Genomic DNA, 14694 nt, shown 5'->3' with positions numbered 1-14694 from the left:
GGCTGGGTGCCGTCGTGGTCGGCCGCGGACGCTTCGCGCCCCATGAAGCGGTGATCCTGCCCTGGTCGGCGCTGTACCGCTACGACGGGCAACCGTCCGTCTGGATCTACGACCCCGACCGGCGGACAGTCTCGGTCCGCGCCGTCGAGATCGACCGCTTCGGGCCCGACATCATCGCGCTGAAGCGCGGCGTCGAGCCGGGCGAGCGCGTGGTCGTCGCCGGCATCCAGTTCCTGCGCCCCGGTCAGACCGTCGCGGCCGCCGAGATCGGAGCTCGCCCGTGAAGGCGCACACGTATCTCGCCCTGAGCCTCGTCGCGGCAGCGCTGGCGGCCTGCAACGGGCACGGCGAGGAGGGCGGCGAAGCCGCGGCAGCGGCCCCGATACGTCCGGTGCTCACGCAGGTGGTCGTGCCGAGCGACACCGTCATGTTCGGGCCCTTCGCCGGCACGATCGAGCCGCGCTATCAGGCGCAGCTCGGCTTCCAGATTCCCGGCCGCATGGTGGCGCGGGACGTGACGATCGGCGACCTCGTCACCCGGGGCCAGCGCCTCGCGGCCCTGGACACCATCGTGACACGCTTCGACCTGACCCGTGCCGAGGCGGACCTCGCCGATGCGAAGGCGCAGGCCGAGAACGCCGAGGCCGCCGAGGCGCGGACCCGGCGCCTGATGTCGGGCAACAGCGTCGCCCAGGCCACGCTCGACCAAGCGGTTGCCAAGCGCGAGACGGCCCGGGCGCGGGTGGACCAAGCTATGTCCAGCCTGCAGAAGGCCCGCGACCAGATGGGCTACACCGAGCTGAAGGCCGAGTTCGACGGTGTCGTGACCCAGCGCCTCGCCGAGGTCGGCCAGGTGCTCACCGCCGGCCAGGGTGTCGTGACCGTGGCGCGGCCGGACGTCCGCGAGGCCGTGGTCGACATTCCCGAGGTCTATGTCGGAGCGTTGCCGGCGGACGGCGTCTTCACCGTCGCGCTCCAGAGCGCCCCGGAGCTCACGGCGCGCGGGCGCGTCCGCGAGATCGCGCCGCTCGCCGAATCGGGGACGCGCTCCAAGCGTATCCGGATCAGCCTCGACCAGCCCGGCCCGGCCTTCCGGCTCGGCGCGACCATCAACGTGTCGCTGACGCGGAATGTCTCGCCCACCGTGCTGCTGCCGGCATCGGCACTGCTCGAGGACGGCGGCCGCCGCTCGGTCTGGGTCGTGTCCGCCGACGGGAAGTCCGTGTCGCGTCGCGACGTGACCGTAGCGGCGGCGCGGGACAACGCGGAGGACGGTCGCATCGCGGTCGTCGATGGGCTGAAGGCCGGCGAACGCGTCGTGGTCGCGGGGGTCCATGTCCTTAAGGAAGGCCAGGCCGTGCGCCTGGCCAACGGCGCCGTCTGATCCGGCCGCACGGGGTTTTCGCGTGAAGGATTTCAACCTTTCCGACTGGGCGCTCGAGCACCGCTCGTTCGTCTGGTTCCTGATGCTGGTCTCGCTCGTGGCGGGCGTGATGGCCTATGGCCGCCTCGGCCGCGAGGAGGATCCTCCGTTCACCATCAAGACGATGGTCGTGCAGACGACTTGGCCGGGCGCGACCATCAAGGATACCCTCGATCAGGTCACCGACCGGGTCGAGAAGGAACTCCAGCAGCTCAACGGCCTCGACTACGTCCGCAGCTACACGACCCCGGGATCCTCCACAGTCTTCGTGAATTTCCGCGACACCCTGAAGAAGGGCGAGGTCCAGCCCGCCTTCTACCAGGTCCGCAAACGTCTCGGGGATATCAAGGGCCAGTTCCCGGACGGTGTGCAGGGGCCGTTCTTCAACGACGAGTTCGGCGACGTCTACGGCAACGTCTACGCCTTCACGGCCGACGGCCTGACTCACCGGCAGTTGCGCGACTACGTGGAGAGCATCCGCACCGATGTGCTGCGCGTGCCCGATATCGGCAAGACGCAGCTGCTCGGCACCCAGGACGAGACCATCTATCTCGACTTCTCGACCCGGAAGCTCGCCGGTTACGGCATCGATCTCCAGGCCCTGATCAAGGCGCTTCAAGCGCAGAACGCCGTCTCGGCATCCGGGGTCGTTCAGGCCGGACCGGAGCGCATTTCGCTGCGGGTCAGCGGCTCCTTCGCCTCCGAAGCCTCGCTTCAGGACTTCAATCTGCGGGTGAACGATCGCTTCTTCCGTCTTGCCGACATCGCCGAGATCAGCCGCGGCTACGAGGATCCGCCCGCGCCCCTGTTCCGGGTGGACGGCAAGCCCGCGATCGGGCTGGCCATCGCGATGCGTCCGGGCGCCAACCTGCTGCATTTCGGTGAAGCGCTGAAGGAGCGCATGCGGCGGATCGAGGCGACGCTGCCGGTGGGCGTCGGCGTCCACCTCGTTTCGGATCAGCCCAAGCAGGTCGAGCATGCGGTCGGCGGCTTCACCGAGGCGCTGGTCGAGGCCGTGGTCATCGTGCTGGCCGTGAGCTTCGTGAGCCTGGGCATCCGGGCCGGCCTCGTCGTCTCGGTGTCGATCCCCCTCGTGCTGGCGATCGTCTTCGTGGTCATGCAGATCATGGACGTGACCCTGCAGCGCATCTCGCTCGGCGCGCTGATCATCGCGCTGGGCCTGCTGGTCGACGACGCCATGATCACCGTCGAGATGATGGTCGCGCGGCTGGAGCGGGGCGACACGCTGCGCAAGGCCGCCACCTTCGCGTACACGTCGACGGCGTTCCCCATGCTGACCGGAACGCTGGTGACCGTGGCGGGCTTCCTGCCGATCGGCTTCAACGGCTCCGGCGCGGGCGAATACACCTACTCGCTGTTCGTGGTGATCGCCGCATCGCTGCTGGTATCGTGGGTCGTGGCGGTTCTGTTCGCCCCGCTCGTCGGCGTCACGCTGCTGCCGAAGACCATGAAGCACCACACGGAGAAGCGCGGCATCTTCACGCGCCTGTTCATGGCGGCCCTGCGCGTCGCCATGCGCTGGCACTGGACGACGGTGGTGGTCTGCCTCGCGCTGATGGCGGCCGCCATCGTCGGGATGGGGCATGTGCAGCAGCAGTTCTTCCCGTCCTCGGACCGCTCCGAGGTGCTGGTCGACCTCACCCTCCCGCAGAACGCCACCATCGCCGAGACCAGGGCGCAGATGGACCGGTTTGAGACGAACCTGAAGGGCGATCCGGACGTGTCGAGCTGGTCGTCCTATGTCGGTCAGGGCGCGGTCCGATTCTACCTGCCCCTCGATCAGCAGCTCGCCAACGCCTTCTTCGGTCAGATCGTCATCGTCACGAAGTCGCTCGAGGTGCGCGACCGCGTGATGGCGCGTCTCCAGACCATCGCCCTGCGCGACTTCGTCGGCACCGACGTGCTGGTGCAGCCCCTGAGCCTCGGACCGCCCGTAGGCCGACCGGTGCAGTACCGCCTCAGCGGCCCGAACATGGAGACGGTGCGCCGCCTCTCGCTCGACCTCGCCAACGTGGTGGCCGGCGACAAGCGGCTCGACGTGCCGACCTTCGACTGGAACGAGCCCGGCAAGGTGCTGCGGGTCGAGATCCTTCAGGACAAGGCGCGTCAGCTGGGCGTCACCAGCCAGGACGTCGCCGGGATCCTCAACGGGATCGAGGGCGGCCAGGCGATCACGCAGGTCCGGGACTCGATCTATCTGGTCAACGTCGTCGGCCGCGCCCGCGCGGTGGAGCGGTCTTCGCTGGACACCCTGCAATCGCTGCAGGTCGGTCTCGCGAACGGCACCGTGGTCCCCGTGCTCGCCTTCGCCCGGATCGGCTACGATCTCGAGCAGCCGATCGTCTGGCGCCGCGACCGTCTGCCGACCGTGACGGTGCGCGCCACGATCCACGACGCGACCCAGCCGGCCACCATCGTCGCCGCTCTGCAGCCCGGCATCGACGCCTTCATCAAGGCGCTGCCGGAGGGCTACACCGTCCAGACCGGCGGCGCCGTTGAGGAATCCGCCAAGGGCCAGGGCCCGATCGCGGCCGTCGTCCCGGTCATGCTGCTCGCCATGGCGTTCTTGCTGATGATGCAGCTCCAGAGCTTCGGCCGGATGATCCTCGTCTTCACCGTGGCGCCGCTCGGCCTGATCGGCGTCGTGCCGGCCCTGCTCCTGTTCGACAAGCCGATGGGCTTCGTCGCCATCCTGGGCATCCTGGCGCTGATCGGGATCATCATCCGCAACGCGGTCATCCTGGTGAGCCAGATCGAGGAGTTCCGGGCCGAGGGGATGGCCCCCTGGGAAGCGGTCTTCGAGGCGACCCACCACCGCATGCGGCCGATCCTGCTGACGGCAGCCGCCGCGAGTCTGGGCCTGATTCCGATCGCCCGGGAGGTCTTCTGGGGCCCGATGGCTTTCGCCATGATCGGCGGGATCCTGGCGGCGACTTTCCTCACGCTCCTGTTCCTGCCGGCCCTCTACATCGGCTGCTACCGCATCCGCCCGGATGCGGGCGCCCGTCCGGCGGCCCACGCCGGCTGATCGCCCGGCTCACGCGATCGCAGCGCCCGCGGGTGCTGCGAGAAACGGTCGGCCCGCCCCTCCGCCCCCTCAGGGCGGGCCGACCGTGACGAAAGCTTGATCGCGGGCCGCAGCCCGTCATCGGAAACCTTGCGGTCGCTTGGCGCGTAGGGTGCGGCGAGAACGAGGACCGCCCCATCCATGAACGCCTTCATCGCCGTCGTATTGGTCTGCGCCAACGGCCTCGCACAGGACGCCTGCACGGACGACCAGGCCCTTGAGGTTCGCAAGGTCCGAGTTGCCAACGAGCTCGGATGCGCCACCGGCTGGCAGGAGATCATCGCCCGCACCGAGCGCCGCGACGAGATCGGCAAGACCGCCTACCTCAAGACCGAGTGCCGCCGCGTGAAGGACCCGCAGTGACGCCCGCGCCGCGCGGTTACTTGTCGTACTTGATGTAGGCGAAGCGCGGATCCGTGGGCGTCCCTTCGAGGCCCTGTCCCTCCAGGGCCGGCTGCCAGGACACGACCTCCTCGATTTTCCGGGCGAGGGCGAAGTCCTTCTCGGTGATGCCTTTGGCGGCGTGGTTCATCAGCCGGACCTCGACCCAGGCATAGGACGCCGTGATGTCGGGATGATGCCAAGCTGCTTCGGCGAGGTGACCCACGGTGTTGATCACCATCAGCGTGCCCTTCCAGCCGGCTGTCTTGTAGGTGCGGCGGATCCAGCCATCCTCCAGGCGCCAGGCGGGCAGTTCGGCCTTCAGCCGCGCCTCCACGGTCGCCTCGTCCAGAACTCCCTCGCGTCGCTCGGTCATGATCGCATGTCTCCCCTGATGGCGTCTCGGTCGAGGGTGCCGCCGCAGCCGGTTGCGCGCAAGCGTGTTCCGCACGGTGGACGGAAACCGGTGTGAGCCCTATGACCTTTTTCCAATGGCGTCCCGTTCATGCGGCACGTCAGTCTACCGCCGTCGAAGACTGCGTAATACGATGGGAGAAGGCGTGATGCTGTCACGGCGCGCGATGCTCGCCGGCGGCCTGCTGGGCGGCCTCGGCCTGCGGGCGGCGCGCGCAGACGTGCCGACCATCCGTCTCGGGAGTCTGCCCTTCGGGACGTCGACCTGGGAGGCTGCGGTGATCAAGGCCCGCGGCCTCGACACCGACAACGGCTTTCAGCTCGATGCCGTGAAGCTCGCTGGCAACGACGCGGCCCGCATCAGCTTCATCGGAGGACAGGTCGATACGATCATCGGCGACCTGCTCTGGGCCGCCCGCCTCGGCAATGACGGGCAGGCGGTGCGCTTCATCCCGTACTCGACCTCCGAGGGCGGCGTGATGGTACCGGCCGGGAGCGCGGTGAAGAGCCTCAAGGATCTCGCCGGCAAGCGCCTCGGGGTGGCCGGCGGTCCCCTGGACAAGAACTGGCTGCTGCTCCGGGCGCAGGCGAAGGACGCGGCCGGAATCGACCTGGAGCGCGAAGCCGAGATCGCCTACGGCGCGCCCCCGCTGATCACGCTGAAGCTGGAGCAGGGCGCCCTCGACGCAGCGCTCACCTACTGGACCTACTGCGCCCGCCTTCAGGCGAAGGGGTTTCGCCAACTGGTCGGTGCCGAGGACATCATGCACGCCCTCGGCGTCCCCGGTGACGTGGCGCTGATCGGCTACCTGTTCCAGGACACCACCGTGAAGGAGAAGCCCGCTGCCGTGGCGGCCTTCGCGCGGGCGTCGCGGGCGGCCAAGGACATCCTGGCCTCGGATCCGACCGCGTGGCAGATCGTGCGCCCGCTGATGGCGGCCGAGGACGATGCGACCTTCGAGGCGCTCAAGCGCAACTTCCTCGCCGGCATCCCGCGGCGCCCCGTGGCGGAGGAGCGCGCCGATGCCGAGAAACTCTACACCGTGATGGCGCGGCTCGGCGGAGCGCGCCTCGTCGGAAAGGGCGACGCACTGCCTCCCGACCTGTACTACACCGGTCGCAATGGGTGATGCGCCGGCCCAGCGGGCCACCGTTGCAGCGGTCCAGACACTCGGGATCGCCTGGGCGTGCTGACCCGCATCGCGTCTTTGGTCGTGCTCCTTGCAGCCTGGCAGTTGGCTGCACTCGAGGCGGGATCGCGCCTGCTGCCGGCGCCGCTGGCGGTGCTGCGCTTCATCGTTCAGGAGGCGGAGCGCGGCGACCTCGCACACAATGTCGGCATGACGCTGCTCCGCGTAGCGATCTCATTCACGGTGGCGATGCTTCTCGGCGTCGTCCTCGGCGTCGCGCTCGGACGCTCGAAGGTCACCGATCTCACGCTCGACACGCCGCTTCTCGTCCTCCTCAACACGCCGGCCCTGGTGATCACCGTACTGGCCTATGTCTGGGTCGGGCTCACCGAGACCGCGGCGATCCTGGCGGTGGTCCTCAACAAGCTCCCGAATGTCGCGGTGATTGTCCGGGAAGGGGCCCGTAATCTCGATCCCGGCCTCGACGAGATGGCCCGCGCCTATCGGCTCGACCGGCTTACCTGGGCCCGCGACCTCCTGATCCCGCAGCTCCAGCCCTACATCGTCACGGCGGCGCGGTCCGGCCTCTCCCTCGCCTGGAAGATCGTGCTGGTGGTGGAACTGCTCGGTCGTCCCGACGGAGTCGGCTTCGCGATCAACTATTACTTCGTCCAGAGCACCGACGTGGCGGCCATCATCGGCTACAGCCTCGTCTTCATGGCCGTGATGATCGGCATCGACGTCCTCCTGCTGCAGCGGCTCGAAGCCTATGTCCGTCGCTGGCGCTGAGCCCGTTCTTCAGGTCGCGATCGCGTCGAAATGGTATCGGCCGCGCGATGCCGAACCGGTCGAGGCGGTTCGCAACCTCGAATTCGAGGTCGCAGCCGGGGAAATCGTCTGCCTGATCGGGCCATCGGGCGCCGGAAAGACCACGACGCTGCGGATCCTGCTCGGCCTCGATACCGCGTTCGAGGGACGCGTCTCCGGGGCGGAGCGGGCCGGTATCGTATTCCAGGAGCCGCGGCTGCTCCCCTGGCGCAGCGTCGAGCACAATGTCCGCCTCGGGCTCCCTCGGGCGCGGCGCGGGCTCGACCTTGACGGCTTGTTCGCGCAGCTCGGCCTGACGGCATGGCGGGCCAGCTATCCGAAGGCGCTCTCCCTGGGGATGCAACGCCGCGTGGCACTGGCGCGGGCCCTGGCCGACGGGCCGCGGGTGCTGGTCCTCGACGAGCCCTTCGTGTCCCTCGACGATGCCGCCGCCGCCGAGCTGCGCGGCCTCGTGGTGGATACGGTGGATCGGTCCGGCATGAGCGTCCTGATGGTGACCCACAACGTCGCCGAGGCGATCGGGATCGCCGACCGTCTGCTGCTGGTCTCCCGGCGTCCGGCGGGTCTCATCGCCGCCGTGTCCCTCGATCGACCGCGCCGGGAACGCGACCGCGCCTGGGCCGAGGCGACCCGGGCGAACCTCGCAGGGCAGCATCCGGAGATCATCGCGCTGTAACCTCCGCAACGGGCCTGCGTGATCGCTTGAGCAGCGACGTTCGACGCAGGCCGTTCCGCGGTCGACGACGAACGCTCCGACAGCCGGCGCGGCAGCTTTCAGCCTTGGGCTGTCTCGGCTCCGTCCAGTTCGAGAGCCAAGCCCGATCGGCGAGACGGGAATCTACCCGACCGGCCGCAGGCCAGATCGCGCGGCGGCAACGTCTGCGACGTTGCCATACACGACCGGCATGCAGGTCAGCGCCAGGGCGGCGGCGAGCGCAGCCTTCGCGAGACGGATGGCGCGCATGGGGCCTCCTCAAGGCCGGTCTTCCGGCTGCGACAGCCCGGAGACCGGTCACGGTCGCCTCAGTTCGCCTTCGCCTCGACGTCCAGCCGGTCGAGCACGGCCGCCGGCGAGCGCGCCGCGCCGAGATCGATGAAACCGATCCCGGCGGGCTCTTTGGACTTCGCGTGGACCACGAGCTTGCCGGGCTTCATCACGAACTGGCCCATGGCGGCGCCGATGCCCTTGGCGGCCGCGCTGTTGCCCAGGATGATCGGCACGCCGAGCAGGCTGGCGGTGACGTACTCCTTGCGCAGCTCGTCCGGCTTGAGGCTGAGATCCTTCGATTGCGCGGCCAGGAAGCGCTCGAACAGGCCCGCGTTCTCCACCGTCAGGTCGAGGGCCTTGGCGCTTCCCGAAAACATCACCATGGTCGCGGCCGGCAGGGTGCCGGAGAACAGCTCGGGCCCGATACCGCCCAGCGTGCCGGATAGCCGGACGGTGCCGATGTCGCGACCCGACACCGTCACCTCGCGCAGGGCAAGGTCGCGGGCCTTCTCATCCAAAGTGGCGTCGGCCACGAGGTCGAGGTCGAGATCCCGGTACCCGTAAACCGGCAGCATGCCGATGATCGGCGCGCCCGCCACGAGATCCGCCGGCAGGTTGAGGCCGGAGAGACTGAGGCGGGTCGCGCTGGGCACGCCGTCATTCGGCGCCCCCAGAGCGAGTGTGGCCTCGCGCAGGGCGATCCGGCGGACAGGCCGGGGCGATACCGACAGGGCGAGGGGGTCGGCGGCGGTGTCGCCCGTCCTCGGATCTGCCGGCCTGCCAGGCCCCGCCCGGCCAGAGTCGAAGAGGCCGCCGCGGGCCGGAGCCCGACCATCACGCGGCGGCGCCCGCTCGGGTTCGCCCTCGGGCGGCAGCTCGATCGACAGGTCGCTCAGGGTCAGGTTGCCGAGCTTGGGCGTCAGGCGGCGCATCTCGATATCGGAGAAGCCGGGCCCGGCCGTCGGCTCGGCGGCGATCCCCTGGAGGGCCGTGACGGTCGGCACCAGCGAGGTCCCGAGGACGGCGAGGCGACCGACATGGACACGCAGGCTGCCGCGCGACAACGCCAGGTTGTCCAGGACGGTGCTGCCCTCCGACCCGGCGGAGGTGTAGGCGGCCCGGCCGATCTCGAACAGAACCGGCCCCTTCGGATCGGAGTCGCTGACGCTGAGGCCCTGCATCTCCAGGCTGCCGACGGCGGTGGCGGCGATGAGATCGGCCGCCGCGGCGGCCAGGGGACGCCGGTCGCTGGAGCCATCGAAACCGCCGGCCACGATCGCGAAGGCGCCGCTCCAGCCGTCTGGGATCTGCCGGCCTCCGAGATCACGCCCGTCGAGGCGTGCGATCTTCACGGTCGTGCCGCGCGCGTCGGAATAGGTCACGTCGGAGACCTGGATGGTGCCGTAGACCCGCTGGACCGGTCCCTTGCCGTCGCCCGGAACCGTGTACAGCCGGCTGAGGGCCGCCAGATCCAGATCCGTGGCGCGCACCTGCCCGTAGGTTCCGGAACCGCGGTTCGGCCCGGCGACGGAGCTGACCGTGGCGCCGGCCGCCGTCAGTTCCCCGACACGGCCGGCGCGGATGTCGCGGGCGACCACATCGCGGTAGGTGACGGTCTGCCGGTTGTCGCCGGGACCCGCATTCTCGGAGGTGAGGACCGGCACGGTGAGGCTGCCCGCATCAAGCCGGGCGAGCCGCTGCTCCCAGGGCACGTTGGAATCGGGCCGCAGGATCGCCGCAAGATCCTCCTTGGAGAGGCGCGTGCCGCTCGCCGTGAGCTTCGGGGCCTTCAGCAGCGTGCCGCCGAGCGGGATGACCACGTCGGTGACCGTCACGTCCTGGACGGCGGCGGCGCCCTCCTGCGCGGCGAGTGGCGCGGGGGCGAGGCCGAGGAGGACGAGGATACCGGTTGTCGCCCAGGCCGACCGGAGGCGGAGGCGGGCCTTCGGGTGGTTCATGGCTGCATCCGGACCAGGGCTCGCGCGGGAATTCCCTAGCCGTGCCGCGTTTTTTGAGGCGAGGCAATCAGGCATGCCGGCCCGGGCGACCGTGCCGGCACCGGTGTCGTATGGACGCAACGGCGCGGATGCGCCGGGCGGGTCGCTACAACGAGAAGGAGGTGCCGCAGCCGCAGGAGGCGGTGGCAAGCGGGTTCTCGATCTTAAAGGACTGGCCGATCAGATCGTTCACGAAGTCGATCGTGGAGCCGTTCATGTACTCCATCGAGATGGGGTCGACGATGACGGTGGCGCCGTCGCGCTCGATCGCGACGTCCTGCGCCTCACGGGTGCGGGCGATGTCGAAGGCATACGAGAAGCCCGAGCAGCCGCCGCCATTGACGCTGATCCGCAGCGACGAGCCGGCCGGCTCAGCCCCCATGATCTCGTTGATGCGCTTGGCCGCGCGGGCGGTCAGGGTGATATCAGCCATCAGTCTCTGGCCACGCAATCGTTCGGTGGACGGCGCACCCCGCCTGTTGCCGAGGGCGTCCCGGCCCACAAGATATGAGGCGCAAGCCCGCGCCGCAACGCGCCGGGCGAGGAGCCGTCATGAGCAGGGTGCGTGAGTTTGCGAGCGGATGCCGTGCGACGCAACGGTGAGCGCTGGCGCGCGGCTTACGCCACCGATCCGGCCCGCACCCGGGGACGCCTGATCCCCGAGGCCGGTTCGCCGACCCGCAGCGACTTCCAGCGGGACCGGGACCGGATCATCCACTCGACGGCGTTCCGGCGGCTGAAGCACAAGACGCAGGTCTTCGTGCATCACGAGGGCGACCATTACCGCACCCGCCTCACCCACACCCTCGAGGTCAGCCAGATCGGCCGGGCGCTCGCCCGCGCCATCGGGCTCGACGAGGATCTTGCGGAGGCGCTGGCCCTTAGCCACGACCTCGGCCACACCTGTTTCGGCCATACCGGCGAGGACGCCCTCGACGCCTGCATGGCCCGCTACGGCGGGTTCGACCACAACGCCCAGGCCCTGCGGATCGTCACGCGACTGGAGCGGCGCTACGCCGGCTTCGACGGGCTGAACCTCGCCTGGGAGACCCTGGAGGGCCTCGTCAAGCACAACGGCCCGCTGCTGACGGCCGACGGCCAGCCGACGCCCCGCTACGCCGCGCGCGGCATCCCGGCGGCGATCCTGGAATACGATGCGCTGAACCCCCTCGACCTGTGGAGCCAGGCCGGCCCCGAGGCCCAGGCGGCCTCCCTCGCCGACGACATCGCCTATGCCGCCCACGACCTCGACGACGGGCTGCGCGCCGGCCTGTTCGAGATCCCGGAGCTGCGCGCGGTCCCGTTCCTGGCCGGGCTGCTCGACGAGATCGACCGGCTGCATCCGGGCCTGGAGCCCTCGCGCATGATCCACGAACTCGCCCGGCGGGTGATCACCCGCTTCGTCGAGGATGTGATCCGCGAGGGCGGACGCCGCATCGCCGAACTGGATCCGCGCCGCGTCGAGGACATCCGGAATGCGGATCAGGCGGTCATCGTCTTTTCGCCGGAGATTGCGGCGGCCGATGCCGATATCATGCGCTTCCTGTGGGACCGCATGTACCGGCATCCCGGCGTGGTGGCGGTGCGGAAGAAGGCCGACGCCATCGTCAACGACCTGTTCGCCGCGTTCACCGCGGCGCCGTCCCGGATGCCGGAGGAGTGGAGCGCCGGTCTCGAGGAGGCCACCGAGGCGCGGGTCGCCCGCCGAGTCGCCGACTACATCGCCGGCATGACCGACACCTATGCGGTCCTTGCGCATCGCAAGCTCTACGCGACGACGCCGGACCTGCACTGGGAATTGCCCAGCCGGGGCCTGCCCCTCGCCGAGCCCTGAGGGCCCGGCGCGGGATGGGCTGGGATCAGCAGCCGCAGCCGCAGGTGAAGCTGCCGTAACACCCGCCGTAGCCGCCGTAGGCCGCCGGATAGCCGTATCCGTAGCCGCCATAGGCGGCCGGGTAGCTGTAGCCGTAGCCGCCGTACCCGTAACCACCATATCCGTAGCCGCCGTAGACGCTCCCGGCGGCGAGCCCGAGCCCGAGGCCGATCCCCGCGCCGGCCAGCCCGTAGCCGAGGGCCCGTCCGTAGCCGCGGCGATAGCCGTAGCCGTAGCCGCGCCCGTAGAAGCCGCGGGCCGCGTAGCCGCCCCGGTAGCCGTAGCCGCCCCGGAAACCACCGTGGACGCCGCCGCCGTGGACGCCGCCGCCGTGGAAGCCGCCGCCGTGGAAGCCGCCTGCCTCCGCACCCGGCGCGGCCAGGATCAGGGCGCAGAGCGCCGTACCTGCAATCGTCAAGGTCTTCATCAGTAACTCCGCGATCGGCACACGCGCGACCGTCGGCGATGACACAGTGTCGTCCCGTCCAAGACAAGCCGAACACTGCGCGATCCGTATTCGTCGCGTGGGATAACGTGGGAGCGCCGCGCGCTTGGTTACCGGACCGATGCCGCGAATGTGGGCTCCTCCAGGCCGGCGAACCGCTCGGCGCCGTGACACCCTCCCGGCCCCTTGCTAGACCGCCCGGGCGGGGACAGGCCGGACGGGCCGGGCGACGAGACCCCCGCGCAAGCGAGATCGAGACCCATGAACATCTTCGCCCTGTTCGAGGCGCGCGTGCGCGAGGCCGTGGAGGCGCTGACCCGCGCCGGCCATCTGCCCGAGGGCCTCGACCTGGGCCGCGTGGTCGTCGAGCCGCCCCGGGACGCGGCGCACGGTGACCTCGCCACGAACGCGGCGCTGGTCCTGGCCAAGGAGGCGCGAGCCAACCCGAAGGCGCTGGGCGAAGCCCTGGCGGCGGAACTCCGCGCCGATCCGCGGATCGTGGAGGCGAGCGTCGCCGGGCCCGGCTTCATCAACCTGCGGCTCGACCCCGCGATCTTTCACGCGGTCGTGCGCGACGCGCTCTCCGCGCCGGAGGCGTTCGGCCGGGCGGAGTTGCCCGGCGGGCCGATCAATGTCGAATACGTGTCGGCCAATCCCACCGGGCCGATGCATGTCGGCCATGGCCGCGGCGCGGTGTTCGGTGACGCCCTCTCCAATCTGCTCGTCGCGGCCGGCAGGCAGGTGACGCGGGAATACTACATCAACGATGCCGGCGCTCAGGTCGATGTGCTGGCCCGCTCCGCCTTCCAGCGCTACCGCGAGGCTCTGGGCGAGCCCTTCGCCATCGCGGACGGCCTGTATCCGGGCGACTACCTCAAGCCCGTGGGCGCCAAGCTGGCGGAGACCCATGGCCGCGCGCTCCTCGACCAGCCCGAGGCCGCGTGGCTTCCCACGGTGCGCGAGACCGCGCTGGACATGATGATGACCATGATCCGGGCTGATCTAGAGGCGATCGGCATCCGCCACGACGTGTTCTTCTCCGAGCGCACGCTCCAGGAGAGCGGTGCCGTGAAGACGCTGCTCGCGGAGCTGCGCGCCAAGGGCCTCGTCTACGAGGGCCGCCTGCCGCCGCCCAAGGGCCAACTGCCGGAGGATTGGGAGGACCGCGAGCAGACGCTGTTCCGCACCAAGGAATTCGGCGACGACAGCGACAGGCCGCTGCTGAAGTCGGACGGCTCGTACACGTATTTCGCCTCCGACATCGCCTACCACCGGGCGAAGTATCTCGCGGGCGCGACCGAGCTGATCGACGTTCTCGGTGCGGATCACGGCGGCTACGTGAAGCGCATGCAGGCTGCCGTGAAGGCGGTGAGCGACGGCGCGGCGACGCTCGACGTCAAGCTCTGCCAGCTCGTGCGGCTGTTGCGCGCAGGCGAGCCGGTCAAGATGTCGAAGCGGGCCGGGGAATTCGTGACCCTGCGGGACGTGATCGACGAGGTCGGCCGCGACGCCATCCGGTTCATGATGCTCTACCGGAAGAACGACGCGACCCTGGATTTCGACCTCGCCAAGGTGGTGGAGCAGTCGAAGGACAACCCGGTCTTCTACGTTCAGTACGCCCATGCCCGCGTCCGCTCGGTGCAGCGGCAGGCGCGCGAGGCGTTTCCCGAGGCCGACCTCTCGGCCGCGGCGCTGGCACGCGAGGCGGATCTCGCGGTGCTGAGCGATCCGGGCGAGATCGAGATGATGCGCCTCATCGCCCAGTACCCGCGGGTTCTCGAATCCGCAGCCCTGGCGCACGAACCGCACAGAATCGCATTCCACCTCTATGAACTGGCCTCGGCGCTACATAGTTTCTGGAACAAGGGCAAAGACTTGCCGCAATTACGGTTTGTTAATGCAACCGACCGAAAGTCGACGTGGGCCCGGCTGGCGCTCATCGAAGCTCTGCGGAGCACGCTGGCGGCCGGCCTTGCGATTCTCGGTGTGACCGCGCCGGACGAGATGCGATAGGCCCGAGTGCATCGGGCCGGTCACCGGCGTTGATGTGAGGATGCTGCCATGACGAACGCTTCGCGCGCTCAGGTCGATCTGGACGCTTTCGCGCGCGATCTGCGTCAGGAGACG

General features: G+C 69.6%; 13 protein-coding genes and 1 pseudogene. 9 read left to right on the top strand and 5 right to left on the bottom strand.

What is annotated here, in order from left to right:
- The 4 genes and pseudogenes from I53_RS08525 to I53_RS08510 all read left to right on the top strand — a co-directional run.
- Nucleotides 1-284: pseudogene (locus I53_RS08525) on the top strand (efflux RND transporter periplasmic adaptor subunit); the annotation flags it as partial.
- Nucleotides 281-1384, top strand: a complete 1104-nt coding sequence (locus I53_RS08520) for an efflux RND transporter periplasmic adaptor subunit (RefSeq protein ID WP_043349154.1) — start codon at nucleotides 281-283, stop codon at nucleotides 1382-1384. The pseudogene I53_RS08525 and the gene I53_RS08520, both read left to right, overlap by 4 nt.
- 22 nt (nucleotides 1385-1406) lie before the next feature.
- Complete coding sequence (locus tag I53_RS08515) at nucleotides 1407-4472, top strand: efflux RND transporter permease subunit (RefSeq protein ID WP_043349152.1); 3066 nt, start codon at nucleotides 1407-1409, stop codon at nucleotides 4470-4472.
- A 180-nt stretch (nucleotides 4473-4652) separates the two neighbouring features.
- Nucleotides 4653-4874 (top strand): hypothetical protein, encoded by a 222-nt coding sequence (locus tag I53_RS08510; protein WP_043349150.1) that lies wholly within the window; start codon nucleotides 4653-4655, stop codon nucleotides 4872-4874.
- Between the two features lie 16 nt (nucleotides 4875-4890).
- Here I53_RS08510 and I53_RS08505 read toward each other — a convergent pair whose 3' ends face one another.
- A complete protein-coding gene (locus tag I53_RS08505; protein WP_043349148.1) occupies nucleotides 4891-5268 on the bottom strand; it encodes a 4a-hydroxytetrahydrobiopterin dehydratase in 378 nt (125 codons plus the stop codon).
- A gap of 187 nt (nucleotides 5269-5455) precedes the next feature.
- Between I53_RS08505 and I53_RS08500 the strand changes: the two genes are divergently transcribed.
- From I53_RS08500 to I53_RS08490, 3 genes are read left to right on the top strand one after another with little or no spacing between them, the layout of a single operon-like run.
- On the top strand, nucleotides 5456-6436 hold the full coding sequence (locus I53_RS08500) for an ABC transporter substrate-binding protein (protein WP_043349145.1): 981 nt from the start codon (nucleotides 5456-5458) through the stop codon (nucleotides 6434-6436).
- A 51-nt stretch (nucleotides 6437-6487) separates the two neighbouring features.
- On the top strand, nucleotides 6488-7225 hold the full coding sequence (locus tag I53_RS08495; protein ID WP_043349142.1) for an ABC transporter permease: 738 nt from the start codon (nucleotides 6488-6490) through the stop codon (nucleotides 7223-7225).
- On the top strand, nucleotides 7206-7940 hold the full coding sequence (locus tag I53_RS08490) for an ATP-binding cassette domain-containing protein (RefSeq protein ID WP_043349139.1): 735 nt from the start codon (nucleotides 7206-7208) through the stop codon (nucleotides 7938-7940). Before I53_RS08495 ends, I53_RS08490 begins: the two co-directional genes overlap by 20 nt.
- 162 nt (nucleotides 7941-8102) lie before the next feature.
- On the opposite strand, the gene I53_RS35720 is transcribed toward I53_RS08490, so the two are convergent.
- The 3 genes from I53_RS35720 to I53_RS08480 all read right to left on the bottom strand — a co-directional run bounded on the left by I53_RS35720 (nucleotide 8103) and on the right by I53_RS08480 (nucleotide 10682).
- Nucleotides 8103-8228: a hypothetical protein gene (locus I53_RS35720; RefSeq protein WP_257791598.1), complete on the bottom strand. Its 126-nt coding sequence runs from the start codon at nucleotides 8226-8228 to the stop codon at nucleotides 8103-8105.
- Between the two features lie 59 nt (nucleotides 8229-8287).
- Nucleotides 8288-10210 carry a hypothetical protein gene (locus I53_RS08485; RefSeq protein WP_043349137.1) on the bottom strand — a complete coding sequence of 641 codons (1923 nt, stop codon included), beginning with the start codon at nucleotides 10208-10210 and terminating at the stop codon, nucleotides 8288-8290.
- A gap of 145 nt (nucleotides 10211-10355) precedes the next feature.
- Nucleotides 10356-10682 (bottom strand): iron-sulfur cluster assembly accessory protein, encoded by a 327-nt coding sequence (locus I53_RS08480; protein WP_043349135.1) that lies wholly within the window; start codon nucleotides 10680-10682, stop codon nucleotides 10356-10358.
- Between the two features lie 153 nt (nucleotides 10683-10835).
- On the opposite strand from I53_RS08480, the gene I53_RS08475 reads away from it, so the two are divergent.
- Nucleotides 10836-12083 carry a deoxyguanosinetriphosphate triphosphohydrolase gene (locus tag I53_RS08475; RefSeq protein ID WP_043349133.1) on the top strand — a complete coding sequence of 416 codons (1248 nt, stop codon included), beginning with the start codon at nucleotides 10836-10838 and terminating at the stop codon, nucleotides 12081-12083.
- 25 nt (nucleotides 12084-12108) lie between these two features.
- Here the strand turns inward: I53_RS08475 and I53_RS08470 are convergent, their stop codons facing one another.
- On the bottom strand, nucleotides 12109-12549 hold the full coding sequence (locus tag I53_RS08470; protein ID WP_043349130.1) for a hypothetical protein: 441 nt from the start codon (nucleotides 12547-12549) through the stop codon (nucleotides 12109-12111).
- A gap of 279 nt (nucleotides 12550-12828) precedes the next feature.
- Here I53_RS08470 and argS point away from each other — a divergent pair, with 279 nt between their 5' ends.
- On the top strand, nucleotides 12829-14580 hold the full coding sequence (argS, locus tag I53_RS08465; protein ID WP_043349127.1) for an arginine--tRNA ligase: 1752 nt from the start codon (nucleotides 12829-12831) through the stop codon (nucleotides 14578-14580).
- Nucleotides 14581-14694 lie beyond the last annotated feature (114 nt).

This window comes from Methylobacterium sp. B1, assembly GCF_000333255.1.
Taxonomy (GTDB): Bacteria; Pseudomonadota; Alphaproteobacteria; order Rhizobiales; family Beijerinckiaceae; genus Methylobacterium; species Methylobacterium fujisawaense.
The sequence above is the reverse complement of the archived record's forward strand: the minus strand, read 5'-3'. Positions and strand labels throughout refer to the sequence as shown.